Origin of the sequence: Dyella sp. SG609 (genome assembly GCF_012275375.1) — a bacterium.
Lineage (GTDB): Bacteria > Pseudomonadota > Gammaproteobacteria > Xanthomonadales > Rhodanobacteraceae > Dyella_D > Dyella_D marensis.
The window spans coordinates 296680-315709 of the sequence record NZ_JAAZQJ010000005.1 but is presented as its reverse complement, the minus strand read 5'-3'; the positions used below and the strand labels follow the sequence as shown (position 1 = coordinate 315709).

22 protein-coding genes are annotated in these 19030 nt (G+C 70.2%); 16 read left to right on the top strand and 6 right to left on the bottom strand.

Going from position 1 to position 19030, the window contains the following annotated elements; translation table 11 throughout:
* Nucleotides 1-72: 72 nt before the first annotated feature.
* The 4 genes from FHW85_RS11910 to FHW85_RS11895 all read left to right on the top strand — a co-directional run bounded on the left by FHW85_RS11910 (nt 73) and on the right by FHW85_RS11895 (nt 3497).
* Complete coding sequence (locus FHW85_RS11910) at nt 73-498, top strand: F0F1 ATP synthase subunit epsilon (RefSeq protein ID WP_026635371.1); 426 nt, start codon at nt 73-75, stop codon at nt 496-498.
* A gap of 102 nt (nt 499-600) precedes the next feature.
* Complete coding sequence (locus FHW85_RS11905; RefSeq protein WP_343203698.1) at nt 601-1152, top strand: hypothetical protein; 552 nt, start codon at nt 601-603, stop codon at nt 1150-1152.
* Between the two features lie 45 nt (nt 1153-1197).
* A complete protein-coding gene (gene glmU, locus FHW85_RS11900; RefSeq protein WP_168648363.1) occupies nt 1198-2565 on the top strand; it encodes a bifunctional UDP-N-acetylglucosamine diphosphorylase/glucosamine-1-phosphate N-acetyltransferase GlmU in 1368 nt (455 codons plus the stop codon).
* Nucleotides 2566-2723: 158 nt separating this feature from the next.
* The gene (locus tag FHW85_RS11895) at nt 2724-3497 is read left to right on the top strand and encodes a DUF4850 domain-containing protein (protein ID WP_168648362.1); all 774 of its coding nucleotides are present in this window, start codon (nt 2724-2726) and stop codon (nt 3495-3497) included.
* On the opposite strand, the gene FHW85_RS11890 is transcribed toward FHW85_RS11895, so the two are convergent.
* Nucleotides 3498-4520 carry a pteridine-dependent deoxygenase gene (locus FHW85_RS11890; RefSeq protein ID WP_168648361.1) on the bottom strand — a complete coding sequence of 341 codons (1023 nt, stop codon included), beginning with the start codon at nt 4518-4520 and terminating at the stop codon, nt 3498-3500.
* 93 nt (nt 4521-4613) lie between these two features.
* On the opposite strand from FHW85_RS11890, the gene FHW85_RS11885 reads away from it, so the two are divergent.
* The 6 genes from FHW85_RS11885 to FHW85_RS11860 all read left to right on the top strand — a co-directional run bounded on the left by FHW85_RS11885 (nt 4614) and on the right by FHW85_RS11860 (nt 9520).
* On the top strand, nt 4614-4886 hold the full coding sequence (locus FHW85_RS11885) for a phosphopantetheine-binding protein (RefSeq protein WP_167253312.1): 273 nt from the start codon (nt 4614-4616) through the stop codon (nt 4884-4886).
* A 68-nt stretch (nt 4887-4954) separates the two neighbouring features.
* Complete coding sequence (locus FHW85_RS11880) at nt 4955-5254, top strand: hydroxymyristoyl-ACP dehydratase (RefSeq protein WP_168648360.1); 300 nt, start codon at nt 4955-4957, stop codon at nt 5252-5254.
* Nucleotides 5251-6204, top strand: a complete 954-nt coding sequence (locus tag FHW85_RS11875) for an acyltransferase (protein ID WP_168648359.1) — start codon at nt 5251-5253, stop codon at nt 6202-6204. Before FHW85_RS11880 ends, FHW85_RS11875 begins: the two co-directional genes overlap by 4 nt.
* Nucleotides 6128-6790: an outer membrane lipoprotein carrier protein LolA gene (locus FHW85_RS11870; RefSeq protein WP_243867899.1), complete on the top strand. Its 663-nt coding sequence runs from the start codon at nt 6128-6130 to the stop codon at nt 6788-6790. The genes FHW85_RS11875 and FHW85_RS11870 overlap by 77 nt, the downstream gene beginning before the upstream one ends.
* A 14-nt stretch (nt 6791-6804) precedes the next feature.
* The gene (locus tag FHW85_RS11865) at nt 6805-9102 is read left to right on the top strand and encodes an MMPL family transporter (protein ID WP_168648486.1); all 2298 of its coding nucleotides are present in this window, start codon (nt 6805-6807) and stop codon (nt 9100-9102) included.
* Nucleotides 9086-9520, top strand: coding sequence for a phosphotransferase (locus FHW85_RS11860; protein ID WP_167253320.1), 435 nt, complete (start codon nt 9086-9088; stop codon nt 9518-9520). The genes FHW85_RS11865 and FHW85_RS11860 overlap by 17 nt, the downstream gene beginning before the upstream one ends.
* A gap of 1 nt (nt 9521) precedes the next feature.
* On the opposite strand, the gene FHW85_RS11855 is transcribed toward FHW85_RS11860, so the two are convergent.
* Genes FHW85_RS11855 through FHW85_RS11845 form a run of 3 tightly spaced genes read right to left on the bottom strand, consistent with a single transcriptional unit; the run spans nt 9522 to nt 12270 of the window.
* Nucleotides 9522-10286, bottom strand: a complete 765-nt coding sequence (locus FHW85_RS11855; protein WP_167253322.1) for a glycosyltransferase family 2 protein — start codon at nt 10284-10286, stop codon at nt 9522-9524.
* Nucleotides 10283-11077, bottom strand: a complete 795-nt coding sequence (locus tag FHW85_RS11850; RefSeq protein ID WP_168648358.1) for a beta-ketoacyl synthase chain length factor — start codon at nt 11075-11077, stop codon at nt 10283-10285. The genes FHW85_RS11855 and FHW85_RS11850 overlap by 4 nt, the downstream gene beginning before the upstream one ends.
* Nucleotides 11074-12270 (bottom strand): beta-ketoacyl-[acyl-carrier-protein] synthase family protein, encoded by a 1197-nt coding sequence (locus FHW85_RS11845; RefSeq protein WP_210427765.1) that lies wholly within the window; start codon nt 12268-12270, stop codon nt 11074-11076. The genes FHW85_RS11850 and FHW85_RS11845 overlap by 4 nt, the downstream gene beginning before the upstream one ends.
* A gap of 133 nt (nt 12271-12403) precedes the next feature.
* Between FHW85_RS11845 and FHW85_RS11840 the strand changes: the two genes are divergently transcribed.
* Entirely contained in the window at nt 12404-13114 is a 711-nt protein-coding gene (locus FHW85_RS11840) for a YdcF family protein (RefSeq protein WP_246866728.1), read from the top strand.
* Nucleotides 13115-13191: 77 nt separating this feature from the next.
* On the top strand, nt 13192-14094 hold the full coding sequence (gene hemF / locus FHW85_RS11835; protein ID WP_167253326.1) for an oxygen-dependent coproporphyrinogen oxidase: 903 nt from the start codon (nt 13192-13194) through the stop codon (nt 14092-14094).
* Nucleotides 14095-14139: 45 nt separating this feature from the next.
* Here hemF and FHW85_RS11830 read toward each other — a convergent pair whose 3' ends face one another.
* Nucleotides 14140-14802, bottom strand: coding sequence for a hypothetical protein (locus FHW85_RS11830; RefSeq protein WP_167253328.1), 663 nt, complete (start codon nt 14800-14802; stop codon nt 14140-14142).
* Between the two features lie 142 nt (nt 14803-14944).
* Here FHW85_RS11830 and gpmA point away from each other — a divergent pair, with 142 nt between their 5' ends.
* On the top strand, nt 14945-15688 hold the full coding sequence (gene gpmA / locus FHW85_RS11825) for a 2,3-diphosphoglycerate-dependent phosphoglycerate mutase (RefSeq protein ID WP_168648357.1): 744 nt from the start codon (nt 14945-14947) through the stop codon (nt 15686-15688).
* 111 nt (nt 15689-15799) lie between these two features.
* Nucleotides 15800-16342 (top strand): DUF1453 domain-containing protein, encoded by a 543-nt coding sequence (locus FHW85_RS11820; protein WP_343203697.1) that lies wholly within the window; start codon nt 15800-15802, stop codon nt 16340-16342.
* 12 nt (nt 16343-16354) lie between these two features.
* Here the strand turns inward: FHW85_RS11820 and glnK are convergent, their stop codons facing one another.
* Nucleotides 16355-16693 carry a P-II family nitrogen regulator gene (gene glnK, locus FHW85_RS11815; protein WP_167253333.1) on the bottom strand — a complete coding sequence of 113 codons (339 nt, stop codon included), beginning with the start codon at nt 16691-16693 and terminating at the stop codon, nt 16355-16357.
* A gap of 192 nt (nt 16694-16885) precedes the next feature.
* Between glnK and FHW85_RS11810 the strand changes: the two genes are divergently transcribed.
* Together FHW85_RS11810 and FHW85_RS11805 are read left to right on the top strand one after the other, a co-directional pair.
* Nucleotides 16886-17143, top strand: coding sequence for an accessory factor UbiK family protein (locus tag FHW85_RS11810; RefSeq protein ID WP_167253335.1), 258 nt, complete (start codon nt 16886-16888; stop codon nt 17141-17143).
* Nucleotides 17144-17242: 99 nt separating this feature from the next.
* A complete protein-coding gene (locus FHW85_RS11805) occupies nt 17243-18745 on the top strand; it encodes a YifB family Mg chelatase-like AAA ATPase (RefSeq protein ID WP_167253337.1) in 1503 nt (500 codons plus the stop codon).
* The last annotated feature ends 285 nt before the right edge of the window (nt 18746-19030 follow it).

Here is a 19030-nt window from a genome sequence, read left to right as displayed (position 1 = left end):
AACTGAGCGCGCTTCTCCCGATTCCCTATTCCCGACTCCCTATTCCCTAGCGAGCGAAGCGAGCAAAAACCAATGAGCCATACCCTTCGAGTCGACATCGTCAGCGCCGAGGCCGAGATCTTCCACGGCGAGGCGACGATGGTGATCGCCACCGGCGAAATGGGCGAGCTGGGCATCGCGCCCCGCCACGCGCCGCTGATCACCCGCCTCAAGCCCGGCCACGTCGACGTGGTGCTGGCCAACGGCGAGCGCCAGCAGTTCTGGGTCTCCGGCGGCATTCTCGAAGTGCAGCCGCAGGTGGTGACCGTGCTGGCCGATACGGCCGCGCGCGCCGCCGACCTGGACGAAGCGGCCGCGCAGCGCGCCAAGCAGGAAGCCGAGGACGCCCTGGCCAACCGCACCGACGCCGAGGACATCGCCGAGGCGCAGGCCAAGCTGGCCCAGGCGCTGACCCAGCTGCAGGCGCTGGAGCGCCTGCGCAAGAACCTCAAGCACTGATCTCCCGCGCCGGCCACGGCGGAAAGAGATATGCGGAACGCCGGCCTTGTGCCGGCGTTTTCGTTTGGGCATGTTGCGCCGGTGCATCCGAGGGAGCCGCGCGTGGCAAAGCGTTTCCGCATCGTGTCATCGGGTCTGGCGGCATGCCTCGCCGCCTGCGGCCAGGTGCCGCCACAAACATCGGCCACGCGGCCGCAGGGCGATGCCACCTGGCATGCCGTGGTGCCCGCAGGCACCGCGCGCTACGAGCTGGCGCTGGGCGAAGTCTCCAGCGGCGCCGCGCCCGAGCATCGCGTCACGCCCGTGTATCCGGCCTCGCTGCTGGCAAGCTGCCCGCCGCCCGAAGAAGTACGCGCGCTGTTCATCGTCAGCGCCACGGGCAAGGTCGACGACGTGCGCATCGACGACGAAGCCAGCGCTGGCGCCGACCGCCGCCTCTATATCGCCGCGGTGAAGGCGGCCGCCAGCCAATGGTCCTTCCTGCCCTTGAAAGTCGAACGCTGGGCCGCCGACGCCAACGGCGAAAGCCACCTCGTCGACAGCCAGGCGCGTCCGTTCAGCCTCGCCTACGATTTTCACTTCGAATGCCACGGAGGTGCGGCGCGCGTCACGGCTGGCGACGCTGCGTCAGCCCCCGGTCATGGAGCGAAATGAGCGGCTGCTATCCTGCTTCGCTGACCCAGGCTCCAAGGGACCGACATGAAGAACATGCCCCTGCACGTCATTGTCCTCGCCGCCGGCGAAGGCAAGCGCATGAAGTCCAAGAAGGCCAAGGTGCTGATGCCGCTCGCCGGCCGCCCGCTGCTGGCGCACGTGCTGGCCGCGGCGCGCGCGCTGTCGGCGCAGCAGATCCACGTGGTCTACGGCCACGGCGGCGACCAGGTGCTGGCCGCCTTCGAAGGCCAGCCTGACCTGCGCTGGGTGCTGCAGGCCGAGCGCCTGGGCACCGGCCACGCCGTGGCCCAGGCCCTGCGCGACGTGCCGGACGATGCCGCGGTGCTGGTGCTGTACGGCGACGTGCCGCTGACCCGGCCGTCCACCCTGCAGCGCCTGATCGATACCGACGAAGCGCTCACCGTGCTCGCCACCCGCGTGGCCGACCCGAAGGGCTACGGCCGCGTGCTGCTGGACGGCAACGGCTTCGTGCGCGCCATCGTGGAAGAAAAAGACGCCAGCGACGAGCAGCGCGCGATCGACCGCATCAACACCGGCATCGTCGCCGCGCACGCCGCCGCGCTGAAGCGCTGGACCGCGAAGCTCGACCGCAACAACGCGCAGGGCGAGTACTACCTCACCGATATCTTCGCGATGGCCGCGGCGGAAAACCGCCCGGCCTTCTGCGTGGAATGCGACGACGAGATGGAAGCGGCCGGCGCCAACAATCCCTGGCAGCTGACCGAACTCGAAGCGGTCTACCGCCAGCGCGCGGCCAAGGCGCTGGCGCTGGAAGGCGTGCGCATCGCCGATCCGGCGCGCATCGATATCCGCGGCCGCGTCACGGTGGAGCGCGACGTGGACATCGACATCGACGTGATCCTGGAAGGCGATGTGCAGCTGGGCGAGGACGTGCGCATCGGCGCGTTCTGCCGCCTGAAGGACGTGCAGCTCGCCGCCGGCACCGTGGTGCAGCCGCACTGCGACCTGGAAGGCGTGGTCACCCACGGCCCCTGCACCATCGGCCCGTTCGCGCGCCTGCGCCCCGGCACCGAGCTGGCCGCCGGCGTGCACGTGGGCAATTTCGTCGAGACCAAGAAGGCGAAGCTGGGCGAGGGCAGCAAGGCCAATCACCTGAGCTATCTGGGCGACGCGGTGATCGGCGCGAAGGTCAATATCGGCGCCGGCACCATCACCTGCAACTACGACGGCGTGAACAAGAGCGTCACCCGCATCGACGATGGCGCGTTTATCGGCTCCAACAGCGCGCTGGTGGCGCCGGTGCGGGTGGGCGAGAACGCGACGATCGGCGCGGGCTCGGTGATCACGCACGATGCGCCGGCCGGGCAATTGACCGTGGCGCGTGGACGCCAGGCCACCTTGCATGGGTGGAAGCGTCCCGAGAAAAAATGAGCTTTGTCCTCACTGGATGCCGGCCTGCGCCGGCATGACGGTTTTTGATCGTCATTCCGGCGCAGGCCGGAATCCAGTAGCGAAGCGCCACATGGAGTGAGCGGCCCCAGAGCGTTGCTCTTTCCGCCAAAATGATCCAAAGACAAGGAGTGTCTTGCATGAACTTCCCCCTGCGCCTCTGTGCTGTGCTGCTTTCATCGCTGGCCGTCGTCGCCACTGCCGGCGATGCGCCGCACCGCGCACTGACCGGCCCGCCCTCGCACTACCTCTCCGTCGCCGGCAAGGACTATCGCCTGGCACCGGCGCATCCGCGCGATGCCGCCGGCCATGCGCTCGACGCCATCCGCGCCACGCGCATCGAAGTCAAAGACGGCGAGGGCGACTGGGAAACGGTGCAGGACAACGAACTGCCCGCACTCGCCATCGCGGCTCCGCCGGAACTGCGCGACAAGCTCGACTGGTTCTACGCCAACGCCATCGGCTGGCTCGCCGTGCCGCGCGGCTGGAAACCGCAGCGCACGGCGGTAGGCGTCGACGGCAATACCGTCTTCAGCTTCGTCGCGCCGGAAGGCGCCGAAGCGGGATGGATGAGCTGGGAACTGTTTCCCGCTTGCCTGGGCTGCATCTACGAAGCGGCGCAGGGCGTGTTCCCCGGCGCGCACAAGCAGCTCGATACGCTGATGGAAACCTCGACGCCGGAGCCGGTGCTCGAACCGAAGCCGGACCAACTGCAGCGGCTGGACCGCTGCACCGCGCGCCTCGCCTACCGCCTGCCGAAATCGCCGCCGGTGCGCGCGCTGATGGTGCTGGACCAGACCGGCGATCCGTTCTTCCGCGAACTGGCGATCGCCGCACCGGCTTCCTCGGCAGCGGTGGCGGATTTCCTGCTCGCCTCGTTCAAGGACGCGCACGGCGGCTGCGGCAAGCCCTGATCAGGCGTAGCGCCAGCCGTCGATCTCCACCAGCAGTTCGCGGCGGCAGACGTCGCCGTGCAGCAGCAGCACCGGTACGCCGGGCAGGCGCGCGGCGAGGAAGCCGAGCACGTGCGGCGCATCCGCCGCATGGCGCACATAGGCCTTCAGCGGCGAATGCGTGTCGAAGCCGGCCGGCATGCCGGCGTGCGCCAGCAGCGTTTCCAGGTTGGCCAGCGTTTCGGCCAGCTGCGCATCGAGGTCGTCCTCGTGCGCGGAACTGTGGCCGACCACCGCGGCGGTGCCGGAAATCGCCAGCACGTCCTGGCCCGGCAGCGCCATGGCGCGGGCGAAGCTCGGCGGCGTGCGGCCGTACTGGCGCGGGTAGCGCCAGGCGCTGACCTGGCGCGGATTCTCCACGCGCTGGCCGGGCTGGTCGCAGGCCAGCAGATAGACCTGCAGCTGCTGCCCGCCGGCGTGATGGCCAGCTCCATGATGGCCCGCTCCATGATGGCCAATCGCCGTGGCGGCGGGAAAGCCTTCGCGGAAGAACTCGCCCATGCCGGCCGCGCGGCCTTCGCAGAACAGCTTGTAGCGCTCGGCGTCGCCGTCGCCCTGGTTGATCGCGCCGAGGTAATTCCAGATGCGCTGCACGTGCTGTTCCGGCCGGCGCGCGAGGAATTCGCGCAGCAGGCGGTAGGCCAGTTCGGCGGTAGCGCGCGGGCCGCCATGCGCGTGTTCGTCCAGGTCCACTGCGGCGAACAGCCAGCCCGCGCCGGCGGACCAGCGCAGCGCGCCTTCGCGGCCGTGTTCGACTTCGCCGTCGACCTGCCAGACCTCCAGCGGCGTCGGCGCCTCCATGCCTTCGAGCGGCACGGGCAGATAGCGCGGATCGTCGTGCAGCGGTGCGCCGGCGCCGAAGCCCAGCGCGGCCAGCGTGCCGGTTTCGGCCAGCACCGCGGCCAGGGCCTCGTGGCGGTAGGAGATGCGGGGGGCGCGCCTTTCCAGGGCGGCCGGCTGGATGCTTTCTGAACCGGGAACCATGCACCGTAACCAGGGACGACAAGGCCGCCATGTTACACTGCCGCCCCATGCCAGCCGGGGGGGAGGGCATGTCCAGAGCAGTACGGAACGAGCATGGCAGAGCAGACCGCGGCACAACGTGAACTGGCGATCCTGATCGTCGAGAGCCTCAACCTGGAAGACCTGCAGCCCGGGCAGATCGACCCCGACACCCCGCTGTTCGGCGGCGAGCTGGGCCTGGATTCCATCGATGCGCTGGAGATCGCGCTGGCGGTGTCCAAGCAGTACGGCTTCCAGCTGCGTTCGGACAATCCGGACAACCGCGCCATCTTCGCCAGCCTGCGCTCGCTCGCCGAGCACATCGAAAAGCACCGCGCGGCCGCCTGAGCCATGCCGGCGATGCCCGCACGCCCGGCATCGTTCCCACGTTTGCGCACGCGCATGCCGGTGGCTGCATGAGCCCGACCTATCGCACCTGCGTGCGCATCGATCCCACGCATCCGTCGCTGCCGGGCCATTTCCCCGGCCAGCCGCTGGTGCCCGGCGTGGTGCTGCTGCAAGCCGTGGCCGACGCGTTGCGCGCCTGGCGCGGGCTGCGCCTGGCGCGCATCGCCGAAGCGAAATTCATGGCGCCGCTGCTGCCTGGCGAAGAGGCCGAGCTGCTGCTGAGCGAAAGCGGCGCGCGCGTGCGCTTCGAACTGCGCCGCGGCGAGCTGCTGCTGGCGCGCGGCGCGATCGAAGGCGAGGCGGCATGACCGAGCATTGGCAAAGCCGGCCCGAAGGCGGCGGGCGCTTCGCGCTGTGGCTGATCCGCAGCATCGCCCTGCATGGCGGGCGCGGTTTCGCGCGGCTGTTCCTGTATCCGATCACGCTGTACTTCTACTGGCGCCGCAAGCTGGAGCGCGAGGCCTCGCAGGCTTTCCTGGCGCGCGTGCTGCCGCATCGCGTCACCGCCTGGCATGTGCTGAAACACATCCACTGCTTCGCCTCCACCATGCTGGACCGCGTCTTCCTGCTGGCGCGCGGCGAGCGCGGCTTCGCCATCGAAGTGGAAGGCCTGGAGGCGCTGAGCCGCTACATGGACGAAGGCCAGGGCGTGCTGCTGTTCGGCTCGCACCAGGGCAGCTTCGAGGCGCTGCGCGCGATCAGCGCGCGCCGTCCCGAGGTGAACCTGCGCGTGCTGCTGGACAAGCAGAAGACGCCCGCGCTCACCGAACTGCTGGAAGCGCTGGCGCCGGAGATCGGCGACAAGGTCATCGACGCGTCGCAGGACGGCACCTCGGTCGCCATGCAGATGGCCGAAGCCTGCGGCCGGGGCGCGCTGGTGGCGATGCTGGCCGACCGCGGCCGCGAACACGAAGTGCTGCGCCGCGCCGAGCTGCTGGGCAGCCCCGCGCCGTTCCCGATCAGCCCCTGGCTGCTGGCGCATACGCTGCGCGTGCCGGTGGTGCTGTGCTTCGGCCTGTACCTGGGCGGCAACCGCTATCGCCTGGTCTTCGAAGCCTTCGCCGACCGCGTGGAGATCCCGCGCCCGGGCCGTGCGCAGGCGCTGGACGCGGTCATCGCCCGTTATGCGCAGCGCGTCGAGCATTACATCCACGCCGCCCCCTACAACTGGTTCAACTTCTATGATTTCTGGCAGCAAGACACTGGCGCTCCTGTTCGGCCTGAGCCTGTCGTGCTGGGCGAACGCCCAGGAGCCTGAGGCGCGCGCGGCCGGGTCGAGTTCGGCCGATGCACAGGCGCTGATCGCTTCGCTGGCGCGTCCCGCGCCGTCGCGCACGCCGTTCGCCGAAGCGCGCTTCATGAAGGTGCTGGAACAGCCGCTGGTGGTCTCCGGCGAACTGGCCTGGCTGGGCGGCGATCGCCTGGAGCGCCGCGTGGAGAAGCCGGCCAGGGAAACCGCCACCATTGCCGACGGCGAGGTGACGCAGCAGCGCGAAGGCCGCAAGCCGCGCAGCTTCTCGCTGCGCCGCGCGCCGCAGCTGCAGGTGCTGCTGGACAGTTTCGTGGCCCTGCTCGGCGGCGATGCCGGCCGGCTCAACCAGGCCTTCGACGTGCGCCAGGAAAGCCATGCCGGCGGCTGGACCCTGACCCTGGTACCGCGCGATGCGCGCGTGGCGAAAGCGATCGCCAGCATCCAGATCGACGGCCGCGGCGGCGAGCCGCGCTGCATGCGCATGCAGGAAGCCGACGGCGACCTGGCCGTGGACCTGCTCGGCGACCTGGCCGCGCGCATGCCGGCGGCGCCGACGCGCGACGCCCTCGCGGCGCTGTGCAAGGGCGGCTGAGCGTGAAGCGCGGCATGCTGCTGGCCGTGTGGCTGCTGGCGCTGGCCGGGCTCGGCCTGCTGGTGTCGCAGCGGCTGAAGGTGAGCGGCGACCTGCGCGACTTCATGCCCGCGCCGGTCGATGCCGATCAGCGCCTGCTGATGGAGCAGGTCGGCGACGGCCCCGGCTCGCGGCTGCTGTTGCTGGCGATCGATGGCGGCGACGACGCGGCGCTGGCTGCGTTGAGCCAGGGCCTTGCGGGTGCGCTGCGTCCTGATCCGCGCTACACCCAGGTGCTCAACGGCAGCTTCGACCTCACCGCGCTGGACGAAAAGCTGCTGCCGTACCGCTATCTGCTTTCGCCGACGCTGGATCAACAGCGCTACGACGAGGCCTTCCTCGCCGACCAGCTCGACCAGCGCCTGGACGATCTCTCTTCGCCCGCCGCCGCGCTGCTGAAAGGCCTGCTGCCGCGCGATCCCACGCTGGAAGTGCTGAAGCTGGCCGAACGCTGGACACCCGCGCGCACGCCGGAGACGCGCGAAGGCGTGTGGTTCTCGCCGCGGCGCGAGGCGCTGCTGGTGGTGCAGACGCGCGCCGCGGGTTTCGATCCGGCGGCGCAGGGCGAGGCGGTGAGCGGGATCGAGCAGGCGTTCCATCGCCTGCCCGGCGCGAGCAGTGCGCGCCTGACCATCAGCGGCCCCGGTTATTTCAGCGTGGTGGTGGGCGAGCACACGCGGCACGAGGCGGAGTGGATCGGCAATGTGTCCACCGCCGGTTTCATCCTGTTGCTGCTGCTGGCGTATCGCAGCATCGGCTCGCTGCTGCTGTCGGCCTTGCCGATCGCCAGCGCGGCGCTCGGCGGCATCGCGGCGCTGGTGCTGGCGTTTCCGCAGGTGCACGGCATCACGCTGGCCTTCGGTTTCACCCTGCTGGGTGTGGCGCAGGAATATCCCATCCGCGTGCTGAGCCACCGCCGCGCGGGCGAGGACGCCGTGGCCAGCGTGCGCGGCCTGTGGCCGCTGCTGCTGACCGCCATCGCTTCGGCGTGCATCGCTTATCTGGCCTTCTACGCCTCGGGCGTGAACGGCCTGCAGCAGCTGGCCGTGTTCACCATCACCGGCCTGCTGGTGGCCGGCCTGTGCACGCGCTATCTGCTGCCGCGCCTGCTGCCGGCGCAGGTGCGCGACGTGGCGCAGATGCCGTGGCTGGCACGCGCGCGCCGTTTCTTCGACCGGCTGCCCCGTCCGCGCTGGCTGCCGGTGCTGGTGGCCGTCGCCATTGTGGCCGCGCTGGCGCTTGCGCCCGGGCCGTTCTGGCAGAACAACCTCGCCGCGCTGACGCCGCTGCCGCAGGACCTGCTGCAGCGGGATGCGCGCCTGCGCGAAGCCCTGGGCGCGCCGGACGTGCGCTATCTGCTGGTACTGCAGGCGCCCGATGCGCAGGGCGTACTGCGCCTGTCGGAGCAGCTGGAGCCGAAGGCCGCCGCGCTGGTAGCCGGGCATGCCGCCGATGCCATCGAACTGCCTTCGCGCTATCTGCCAAGCATCGCCACGCAGCAGCAGCGCCAGCGCCAGTTGCCCGATGCCGCCAGCCTGCGTGCCGCACTCGCGGAAGCGACGCAGGGCATGCCGTTCCGCAAGGATCTGTTCGAGCCGTTCGTGGCCGATGTCGAGCAGGCGAAGACCTTGCCGCCGTTGACGCCGGAAGTCTTCGCGCAAAGTGCGCTAGGCCAGCGCTTCGCCGCGATGCTCGTGCAGCGCGAAGGCCAATGGCTCGGCCTGGCGACGCTCAGCGGCGTGCACGACGTGGCCGCGCTCGAAGCACTGGCCAAGGACAGCGGCGGCAAGGTACGCGTGCTCGACCTGAAAGCCGCCGCCGAATCGCTGGTGGCCGATTACCGCGTGCGCATCCTGCATGCACTGGCCATCGCCGCGGTGCTGCTGGTGCTGACCGTGTCGTTCGCGCTGCGCGGCTGGCGCCGCGCCTGGCGCGTACTGGCGCCGATGACGCTCGCCACCTTCCTGGTGCTGGCGGTGGAGCGCGCGGCCGGCGTGGAGATCTCGCTGTTCCACCTGGTGGCGCTGACCTTGGCCGCCGGCCTGGGCCTGCACTACGCGCTGTTCTTCGAGCGCGATACGGACGACGCAGCCGAACAGCGCCGCACCCTGCACGCCACCCTGGTATGCGTGGCTTCCGCGCTGCTGGTGTTCGGCATGTTCGCCTGGAGCAGCATCCCGGTGCTGCGCGCCATCGGCCTTACGGTGAGCCTGGGCGTGGCCTTCCATTTCTGCCTTTCGACCCTGATGGCGCCGCATGCTCGACCGGACTGACTGGGCCCGGCTGATTCCGCATGCGGGCCAGATGTGCCTGCTCGATGCGGTGCTCGCGTGGGACGCCGCCACCATCCACGCCATGAGCGAAGGCCATGCCGCGGCGGCGCATCCGCTGCGTTCCACGCACGGCTTGCACGCACTGCACTTGTCCGAATACGGCGCGCAGGCGATGGCGGTGCACGGGGCGTTGAACGCCAGGGCGCGCGGCGACACCGCGGTCCGCCAGGGGCGTCTGGTCAGCCTGCGCGACGTGGTGCTGGCGGTGGAGTACGTCGACCCGCAAGGCGGCCGGCTCGACATCCACGCGGAACAACTGTTCGCCGACGAAGCCGGCGCGCAATACGCGTTCCGCGCGGAGCAGGCCGGGCGCGTCCTGGCCAGCGGACGCGCCGCGGTGATCTACGTCGCCGGCTGACTCAGCGCGCCGGCGCCGCCGTATCGAACACGATCGGCCGGCTCGCGCGCGAACGCCGGTAGCTGGCCCACACCTCGCCGTAATGCAGCACGCGGCCCACCGTGTAGGTGGTGATGCGCACCACGTCGCGCACCGGATTGAAATGGCTCAGGCGGAACTCGCCCTGGTAGCGCGAGGCGATCGGCACCGAAGCCATCCCTAAGCCCTTCTCGCGCGAGGCGGCGATCAGGATGGCCGCTTCGAACACGAAGTTCTCCGCCGGCAGTTCCACCAGGTCCAGCGCGGCGCGCGGATACCAGCGCTGGCCGCTCTGCGTGTCGGCCACCGGCTGCGCGCAGGCCCAGGAAATGCCCCAGTCGGCGATCGCGTTGGCGATGCGGCGGGCCTTGGGCTGCTGTGCTTTGTCGAGCAGGCGGGCGCCGATCACGATGTGGTGCGGATAGCGCTGCGCGGCGGCGACGATGCGCGGCACGTCGCTGGCCAGGTGCTGGCCGTCGCCGTCCATGGTCACCACCGCGTCGAAGCCCTGGCGCAGCGCTTCGCGGAAACCGGTGCGCAGCGCCTCGCCCTTGCCGCGGCGCCGTTCGTGGCGCAGCAAGGTCACCGGCAGGCGCGCGACGATGTCCGGCGTGCGGTCGTCGGAGCCGTCATCGACCACGATGACCGGCGCGCCCAGCGCGATCGCCGCGCCGACCACGGATTCGATGGCCGCCTCTTCATTGAGGCAGGGGATAAGTACACACCAAGGGTTGGCCCGGACATTCAAGCGACGTTCTCCATGAGGATTTCCAGGCCGAGCCCTCCCGCTGCGGCCATCTGACAATGACGATCCCGGCCCGCCAGAACGACAAGCAGCGGCAGCGCCGCGGCGGCCGTGGCATTGGCCTCGCTCCAGGCGGCCGGCAATGCGCCGCCGTCCATAGGCGTTGCCGCGCGCGGCGCCAGCTGCAGCGACAGCGTGGCGAGCGTGCGCGGCGAGGTTTCCGGTGCGAGCACGAAGGCGCAGCCGAAGGCCTGGGTACTGCGGGTGATCGGCGCCAGCGGACCGGCACCGGCGACGTCGCTGCACACGAACAGCACCGGGCGCTGGTCGGCCAGCGCCATGGCGGCCGCTTCCAGCAGGCCGGCGCCGGTGCTGTCGTGCCAGGCGCACACGGCCGAGGACGGCGCGTGGCAGCCGGTGGCGATGGTCCAGTAGCCGGCGGCGGCGTTGTGCACCGAGTTGTGGAAGCGCGTGGGCGACAGCTCGGTCGGCGCGTGCGCCAGCGTCTCGCACATGTAGTCGGTGATGCTCAGGTCGCCGAAGGCGGAGCCGAACACGCAGGCCAGTTCCGCCGGCGCGCGTCCGCTCATGGCCACCGCCTGGCCGGCCACTTCGATGGCCAGCAGCACGCTTTCCGGCGCGCGGCGGCGTTCGTTCGCCGGCAGCGTCGATGCGGGCGGCTTGCCCGCAGGCGCGGGCGGCGGCGTGCCCTGCAGCTGCGCGTGCAGCGCGGCGAAATCCGCCAGCTGCGGCGACCACAGGCCGATGCCTTCCACGTGAACCCGCATGCTCATGCCGCCGCCTTGCCGAACGCGAGGCAGGCATTGTTGCCGCCGAAACCGAAAGAATTGCTCAAGGCGATGCGTACGTCGCGTCGTTCGCCGCGCCAGGCGAACTGCGGCCCGCAGGCAGGGTCGGGCTCGTCGCCGCCGAGGTTGCCGGGCACGAAGCCGTGTTCCAGCGCGAGCAGGGCGAACGCGGCCTCGACGATGCCGGCCGCGCCCAGGGTATGGCCGGTATAGCCCTTGGTGGAACTGGCGCGCGTGCTGGCCGGGAAGATGCGGCCGATCAGCGCGGCTTCGACTTCGTCGTTCTTCAGGCTCGCGGTGCCGTGCAGGTTGATGTAGTCGACCTGCGCGGCATCGAGGCCGGCGCGCGCCAGCGCATCGCGCAGCGCCAGTTCGGCGCCGAGTCCTTCCGGATGCGGCGTGGACATATGGTGAGCGTCGCTGGCTTCGCCGTAGCCGAGCAGGCGCGGCGCGGCGGGCGCGGCCCCGGCGCGTTCGAGCAGGGCGAAGCCGGCGGCCTCGCCCAGCGACAGGCCGCGGCGCGCGCGGTCGAACGGGCGGCAGCGTTCCGGCGATACCAGTTCCAGCGAGTTGAAGCCGAACAGCACGCTGCCGCACAGCGTGTCGACGCCGCCGACCACGGCGGCATCGACCAGGCCTAAGCGGATCAGCCGCTCGGCGCTGGCAAACACCTTGGCGCTGGACGAGCACGCGGTCGACACCGTCAGCGCCGGCCCCTGCAGGCCGAGCGCTGCGGCGACGAAAGCGGTGAGCGAGTGCGGCATGTGCACGCCGGAGCGCTCCAGGTCGGCCGGCATGCGGCCGTTTTCCAGGCGCCGGTAGCCTTCCTCGGTGGCGCCGATGCTGGCCGTGGAGGTGCCCAGCACCAGCGCGATGCGCGCGGCGCCGTAGCACGCGATGGCCGCTTCGGCCTGCGCCAGGAAGCCGTCCTGCTGCAGGCCCAGCCAGGCCAGGCGGTTATTGCGGCATTCCCAGGCGGCGAAGGCGGCGGGCAGGGGCGCGTCCTCGACGCCGTCGACGCGGCCGATCCAGCAGGCCAGCGGCGCGTCGCCGAAATCGTTGGGGCGCAGGCCGCCGCGCGCCGCTTCGAGCGCGCGAAGGTGATCGGCAACGCCGTGGCCCAGTGCGGACGTCACGGTGTATGCACTGACGGCAAGTGGATGAATGGGTTGGGGCATCGCGGGAGCCTAGCGGGCGGCCGCTGGGTGCGCCCAGTGCGGCCGGTTCTTGCGTTCATATTTCCGCCTATTTTTTTCCATTGCGGCTTTCATAAGCCTTGCCCACACTGCTGGCCTTTTGCCGGACCCAGCCTTGTCCTCCCTGCTCGCACCCCTCAGACGCGGCCCCTGGCGCCATGCGCGCCGGCGCGACCTGCTGCACGTAGCCGTGGTAGTGGGCGCGGCGATGGCGCTGAGCCTGGGCCTGGTGTGGCTCGGTTATCTGCTCTACGTGTGGCGGGTGGCGGCGCGCAGCCCGCTGGCGCCGCCGCAGCGGCGCGACCTGCTGGTGTTCGGCCGCAAGCTGATCGGCGACCGGCCGGAGCGCGACTACCAGCAGCGCCTGGCCCGCGCGCTGGCCCTGGTGCATGAAGGGCGTGTGGAGCGCATGTTCCTGCTCGGCGGCTGCAGCGGCGGCCGCATCAGCGAGGCGGAAGCCGGCCTGGCCTGGCTGCGCGCGCACGGCCTGCCGGACGCCGTGGCGCCCAGGCTCGAACAGGCCTCCACCGATTCGCTGGACAACCTGCGCCACGCCCGCAGCCTGCTGCGCCACGACGATCCCGGCCATGCGATGCCGCCGGTGGCGCTGGTGACCAGCCGCTATCACCTGCCGCGCTGCCTGCTGCTGGCGCGCTGGCTCGGGTTTACGGCGAGCGTGCCGGTGGCGGCGGAGGAACGCCTGCGCCTGGACCGGCGCATCGCGCTGCGCCTGCTGGCCGAGGCGGCCTATGTGATGTGGATCGACCTGGGCCTGCGCTGGGCGCGGCGCATCGGCCATGCGCGGCTCTTGATGCGCGTGCGCTAGGGCGCGGCGCACGGTCGCAGTCCCGGCGCCGGAGGGCTTGCTAAGCTCGCGGTGTTTTCCCCTCCCCGGACGCCTAGATGAGCCAGCAAACCGACCGAGTCGAACAGTTCCTGCGCGCATTGCAGGACCGCATCTGCGCAGCGGTCGAACAGTTGGACGGCAAGGCGAAGTTCGTCGAGGACGCCTGGACGCGCCCCGCCGGCGGCGGTGGCCGCACGCGCGTACTGCGCGACGGCGCGGTGTTCGAGCAGGCCGGCGTGAATTTCTCGCTGGTGCACGGCAGCCAGCTGCCGCCCAGCGCCACCGCGCACCGGCCGGAGCTGGCCGGCGGCGGTTTCGTCGCCACGGGCGTGTCGCTGGTTCTGCATCCGCATAATCCTTATCTGCCGACCACGCATGCCAACGTGCGTTATTTCGAGGCGGGCAAGGACGGCCTGGAGCCGGTGTGGTGGTTCGGCGGCGGCTTCGACCTCACGCCGTTCTATCCTTTCGACGAAGACGTGGCGCACTGGCATACGGTGGCGCGCGACCTGTGCGCGCCGTTCGGCGCCGACGTCTATCCTCGCTATAAAAAATGGTGCGACGAGTATTTCTATCTCAAGCACCGCGCCGAGACGCGCGGCGTCGGCGGCCTGTTCTACGACGACTTGAACGAAGGCGGCTTCGAGCGCTGCTTCGATTTCACCAAGGCCGTGGGACAGGGGTTCCTCGACGCCTACCTGCCGATCGCCGAGCGCCGCAAGGACACGCCGCACGGCGAGCGCGAACGCGAATTCCAGCTGTACCGGCGCGGGCGCTACGTGGAGTTCAACCTGGTCTACGACCGCGGCACGCTGTTCGGGCTGCAGTCGGGCGGGCGCACCGAATCGATCCTGATGAGCCTGCCGCCGCGCGTGCGCTTCGAATACGCCTATACGCCGGAGCCGGATTCGGCCGAGGCGCGGCTGGCGGATTACCTCAAGCCGCGCGACTGGCTTTGACAAAAAAAAAGCGGGCGGCCCGGTCGGGCCGCCCGCATCGGTGGATCAGTCGTCCGAGGACGGCATGTCGCCGGAGAACTTGGTCGGCGTGGCGCCCTTGATCGTGCCGACCTGGGCGCTGTCGCTGATCTGCAGGATCACCTCGCGGCGGAATTCCAGCGTGCCCTGCACCACGGCGTGCGGGCCGATCACCACGTGCGGCGGGCGGTTGTTGCTGTTGAACCAGCCGCTGGGCTTGTCGACCAGGATGCCGCCTTCGACGCGCGAATTGGCGCCGATGTAGATGCTGCCGTTGACCGTCTCGATGCCGTGGCCGATATGGCCGCCGTCGAGGTTGATGCGGCCGTTGACGTTGCCGACCTTGCCGGCCACGTCCGCGCCCTTGCCCAGGCGGATCGCGCCATTGGTGGTGCTGACTTCGCCGCTGACCTTGGCGCCGGCGCCCAGCGTGGCCGAGCCGTTGACCGTTTCCACCTCGCTGGCCTGCGCGCGCTCGCCCAGTTCCACCGAACCGTTCACCGTGCTGGCCTTCTGCACCACGGCGCGCTCGCCCACGTGCACCGAGCCGTTGACCGAGCTGACGTCGCCGGCCTGCTGGCCGGCCTCGACGCGGACCGCGCCATTGACCTTGTCGATATCGTTGTCCCGGGCCTGGGCGGCCAGCGGCAGCGCGAGGACGAGGGCCAGGGTGAGCAGGGTGCGGCGCATGGCGGAACTCCTTGAGTGAATGACCTGCCTAGGATGCTCCGCCGCGGCACGGGGTTTAGCATGACCTTCGACAGGGGCGCGATTTGACGGGCAGCAGGGCGGCCTGCACCATCCGGTCTTTCCCCGCAGCCCTTTCATCGCCATGCACAAACTCGTACTGATCCGCCACGGCCAATCCCAGTGGAACCTCGACAACCGCTTCAGCGGCTGGGCCGACGTCGACCTCACCGCGCAGGGCATGGAAGAGGCCAGGGAAGCCGGGCGCCTGCTGAAAGAGGCCGGCTACAGCTTCGACGTGGCGCACACCTCGGTGCTCAAGCGCGCGGTGCGCACGCTGTGGGGCGTGCAGGACGAGATGGGCCTGATGTGGATCCCCGTGGTCACCGACTGGCGCCTCAACGAGCGCCACTACGGCGCGCTCACCGGCCTCAACAAGGCGGAGACCGCGGCGAAGTTCGGCGAAGACCAGGTCAAGGTGTGGCGCCGCAGCTACGACATCCCGCCGCCGGCGCTGGAGCGCGCGGACAACGAATCGGTGCAGGACCCGCGCTATGCCGGCCTGGATGCCTCGGTGATTCCCGACACCGAATGCCTGAAGGACACCGTGGCCCGCGTGCTGCCGTACTGGCACGACGTGCTGGCGCCGGCGATCCGCTCCGGCCAGCGCGTGGTGGTGGCCGCGCACGGCAATTCGCTGCGCGCGCTGGTGAAGTACCTGGACGGTATGTCGGACGACGAGATCGTCGAGCTCAACATCCCCAACGGCGTGCCGCTGGTGTACGAGTTCGACGAGAACCTCAAGCCGCTGCGCCACTACTACCTGGGCGATGCCGACGCGATCGCGGCGAAGATGGCCGCGGTGGCCAACCAGGGCAAGGCGAAGTAAGCGCCGCGCCGCGCGGGTGACACGCGTCACCCGCGATGGCTGTGCGGCGTCAATCGCCGTGCAACACAACGGGCGCTAGGCTGCGCCAACTTCCACCGACGAGTGCCGGCCATGATGGCTCCGAACATGATTCCCGCGCTGATGGTTCCGCTGGCCGCGTTCGCCATCTACCGGCGCGTGCGCGGCAATTTCGGGCCGCAGCCGATCCGGCGCAAGCGCATGATGGCGCGCGTGGCCATCTTCGCCGTGCTGGCCGTGGTGTTCGCCCTGACGGGCCTGTACGACCCCATGCTGCTGGCGGGACTGGCCGGCGGCATCGCCGGGGGTGCGGTGCTGGGCCTGGCGGGCCTGCGCCTGACCCGCTTCGGGCAGAACGAGCAGGGCGCGGACGTCTATATCCCCAACCCCTGGATCGGCGCGGCGCTCACCGTGCTGCTGATCGGCCGGCTGGCCTGGCGCTTCCTCGAAGTGATGCCGCAGATCAAGGATCCCGCGCTGGCCGCGGCCGCGGGCCACGCGCCCCCGGTGGGCAGCCCGCTGACCCTGGCGGTGTTCGGGCTGATGGTGGGCTACTACCTGGTGTATTTCATCGGCCTGCTGGTGCACCACCGGCGCTTCCAGCGCGAGCGCGGCATCGCCGCCTCGGCCGACTGAGCGGGGACGCCCTCAGAGCGCGTCGTTGTCCAGCTCGCCGGTGCGGATGCGGATGACCTGGTCCAGCGCGCTGACGAAGATCTTGCCGTCGCCGATCTTGCCGGTGCGCGCGGCCTGGGAAATGGCCTCGACCACGCGGTCCAGCTGCTCGTCCGCCACCGCCACTTCCAGCTTGATCTTGGGCAGGAAGTCGACCACGTACTCGGCGCCGCGGTAGAGCTCGGTGTGGCCCTTCTGGCGGCCGAAACCCTTCACCTCGGTCACCGTGATGCCCTGCACGCCCACTTCGGCCAGCGCCTCGCGCACGTCGTCGAGCTTGAAGGGTTTGATGATCGCCACCACCAGCTTCATGGGAACCTCGTCACTTAAGGCAGCGGGCGGCAGGCGCCCCCGGGGAGCGGCATTTTGCCCGTCCCGGGGCGGATTTGTCGCCTGTGACGATGGTGTGTAGGAAAATCCCTACATAAAGCAGCGGAGCAGGCCGATGGCGTACAAACTAGGCATTTACTTAGACTTCTTTCCGACGAGTTCGAGGTGCTATCCATGATGGATAGGCAGGATATCGATCAGCTTGCCTTACGACTTGCCTCGTTGGTTCCGCCAGGATTGGCTCAGGCGCATGAGGACCTCCGCGCCAACTTTTCCGATGTCCTTGCGCAGGGACTGCGCCGCCTCGACCTAGTCACCCGCGAGGAGTTTGACGTCCAGAGCCTCTTGCTCGCCCGTACGCGAGCCAGAGTGGAAGCCTTGGAGCGACGAGTGGCCGATCTGGAGGCGCTCGCCGCATCGCGCGGGGGCTAGCCCTTCTCCCTCCCGGGAGCCGTCCCCGGTCCGTCACCCTCACCCCGAGAACGACCGGGGGCGGTCATTCTCTTTGCCCGCTCCGGAAACGCCGTCGCCATGAGTCTTGCCGTCACCCTCAGTCGAGCCCAGGAGGGGGTGGCCGCGCCGCAGGTGATGGTCGAGGTGCATCTTTCCGGCGGCCTGCCCGGCACCAATATCGTCGGCCTCCCCGAAGCCGCCGTGCGCGAAGCGCGCGACCGGGTGCGCGTGGCGATCCAGAACACCGCCTTCGAATACCCCAACCGCCGCGTCACCGTGAACCTGGCCCCGGCCGAGCTGCCGAAGGACGGCGGGCGTTTCGACCTGGCGATCGCGCTGGGCATCCTCGCCGCCGGCAACCAGGTGCCGCGCGAGCGGCTCGACAACTGCGAATTCCTCGGCGAACTGGCCCTGTCCGGCGCCTTGCGTGGCGTCTCCGGCGTATTGCCCGCGCTGATGCGCGCCCGCGCGCGCGGCCGCAAGGTGGTGGTGCCGCGCGCCAATGCGGCGGAGGCGGCGCTGGTGTCCGATGCCGACGTGCGCGTGGCCGATTCGCTGGCCGAGGTCTGCGGCTGGCTGCGCGGCGTACAGGACCTGCCCACCCCGGCCGCCGCCCCCGCCAACGACGAGCTGGCCGGCGACGGCCCGGACCTGCGCGACGTGCGCGGCCAGCGCCATGCGCGCCGCGCGCTGGAGATCGCCGCCGCGGGCGGCCATCACCTGCTGCTGGTCGGTCCGCCCGGCACCGGCAAGACCATGCTGGCCGAACGCCTGCCCGGCATCCTGCCGCCCTTGAGCGAATCCGAGGCGCTGGAAACCTGCGCCGTGCTGTCGGTGGCGGGGCAGGCGGTGGAAGCCGGGGAATGGCGGCGCCGGCCGTTCCGCGCGCCGCACCACACCGCGTCCGGCGTGGCCCTGGTCGGCGGGGGTTCGCAGCCGCGGCCGGGGGAGATTTCGCTGGCCCACCATGGCGTGCTGTTCCTGGACGAACTTCCCGAATTCAGCCGCCACGTGCTGGAAGTGCTGCGCGAGCCGCTGGAATCGGGCTCGATCGTGGTCTCGCGCGCGGCGCGGCAATCCACCTTTCCGGCGCAGTTCCAGCTGGTCGCGGCGATGAACCCCTGCCCCTGCGGCTATGCCGGCGATCCGCGCGAGCGCTGCCGCTGCACGCCGGACCAGGTGCAGCGCTACCGCGGCAAGATTTCCGGCCCGCTGCTGGACCGCATCGACCTGTGCGTGGACGTGCCGCGCCAGCCACTGAGCGAACTGGGCGCCGCCCGCGGCGAGCACGACGAGGATTCCGCCACCGTCCGCGCCCGCGTGATGAAGGCGCGCAACCAGGCCTTGCAGCGCGCGGGGCGCAGCAACGCCGAGATCAACACCCGCGAACTGGAGCGCGACTGCGCCCTGGCCCCGGCCGAACGCGCCTGGTTCGAGGCCGCGCTGGAACGGCTCGGCCTGTCCGCCCGCGCCTATCACCGCACCTTAAGAGTGGCCCGCACCATCGCCGACCTGGACGGCGGGGCGGCTTCGCTGGCCCGCGCGCATCTGGCCGAAGCGCTGCAGTACCGCCGTTTCTAGCCTTGCCGGCCAGGCGGCCGGGCCGATCCGGCGAATTTGTGTACCGATCAGTATTGACTTGGGTCCGATACGGGCTAATATCTGCACCGACGAGTTCTCTTATGGACTCCGTCCCCCGCCACCCCGGTATCGGTCCCTCCCTCCCTCCCCCGTCCGATACCGGGGTTTGGCCTTTCTCCCGCCGAACCTTCTCGTTTCGTTCCGGAATACTCCTATAGCGTCCACGCCCGGCCGCCTGGACACTGCGCGCCCTGCCGGCGCGGGTACCCTGTTGCCGCACTCGAC

What these genes read in the sequence shown, in the direction of transcription:
- FHW85_RS11880 (WP_168648360.1), top strand. Translation starts at nt 4,955, where the DNA reads ATGAGCCCGACCTATCGCACCTGCGTGCGCATCGATCCCACGCATCCG.
- FHW85_RS11850 (WP_168648358.1), bottom strand. Translation starts at nt 11,077, where the DNA reads ATGAGCATGCGGGTTCACGTGGAAGGCATCGGCCTGTGGTCGCCGCAG.
- FHW85_RS11865 (WP_168648486.1), top strand. Translation starts at nt 6,805, where the DNA reads ATGCTGCTGGCCGTGTGGCTGCTGGCGCTGGCCGGGCTCGGCCTGCTG.
- FHW85_RS11860 (WP_167253320.1), top strand. Translation starts at nt 9,086, where the DNA reads ATGCTCGACCGGACTGACTGGGCCCGGCTGATTCCGCATGCGGGCCAG.
- FHW85_RS11820 (WP_343203697.1), top strand. Translation starts at nt 15,800, where the DNA reads ATGATGGCTCCGAACATGATTCCCGCGCTGATGGTTCCGCTGGCCGCG.
- gpmA (WP_168648357.1), top strand. Translation starts at nt 14,945, where the DNA reads ATGCACAAACTCGTACTGATCCGCCACGGCCAATCCCAGTGGAACCTC.
- FHW85_RS11895 (WP_168648362.1), top strand. Translation starts at nt 2,724, where the DNA reads ATGAACTTCCCCCTGCGCCTCTGTGCTGTGCTGCTTTCATCGCTGGCC.
- FHW85_RS11805 (WP_167253337.1), top strand. Translation starts at nt 17,243, where the DNA reads ATGAGTCTTGCCGTCACCCTCAGTCGAGCCCAGGAGGGGGTGGCCGCG.
- FHW85_RS11875 (WP_168648359.1), top strand. Translation starts at nt 5,251, where the DNA reads ATGACCGAGCATTGGCAAAGCCGGCCCGAAGGCGGCGGGCGCTTCGCG.
- FHW85_RS11830 (WP_167253328.1), bottom strand. Translation starts at nt 14,802, where the DNA reads ATGCGCCGCACCCTGCTCACCCTGGCCCTCGTCCTCGCGCTGCCGCTG.
- hemF (WP_167253326.1), top strand. Translation starts at nt 13,192, where the DNA reads ATGAGCCAGCAAACCGACCGAGTCGAACAGTTCCTGCGCGCATTGCAG.
- glmU (WP_168648363.1), top strand. Translation starts at nt 1,198, where the DNA reads ATGAAGAACATGCCCCTGCACGTCATTGTCCTCGCCGCCGGCGAAGGC.
- FHW85_RS11885 (WP_167253312.1), top strand. Translation starts at nt 4,614, where the DNA reads ATGGCAGAGCAGACCGCGGCACAACGTGAACTGGCGATCCTGATCGTC.
- glnK (WP_167253333.1), bottom strand. Translation starts at nt 16,693, where the DNA reads ATGAAGCTGGTGGTGGCGATCATCAAACCCTTCAAGCTCGACGACGTG.
- FHW85_RS11910 (WP_026635371.1), top strand. Translation starts at nt 73, where the DNA reads ATGAGCCATACCCTTCGAGTCGACATCGTCAGCGCCGAGGCCGAGATC.
- FHW85_RS11870 (WP_243867899.1), top strand. Translation starts at nt 6,128, where the DNA reads ATGATTTCTGGCAGCAAGACACTGGCGCTCCTGTTCGGCCTGAGCCTG.
- FHW85_RS11845 (WP_210427765.1), bottom strand. Translation starts at nt 12,270, where the DNA reads ATGCCCCAACCCATTCATCCACTTGCCGTCAGTGCATACACCGTGACG.
- FHW85_RS11890 (WP_168648361.1), bottom strand. Translation starts at nt 4,520, where the DNA reads ATGGTTCCCGGTTCAGAAAGCATCCAGCCGGCCGCCCTGGAAAGGCGC.
- FHW85_RS11810 (WP_167253335.1), top strand. Translation starts at nt 16,886, where the DNA reads ATGATGGATAGGCAGGATATCGATCAGCTTGCCTTACGACTTGCCTCG.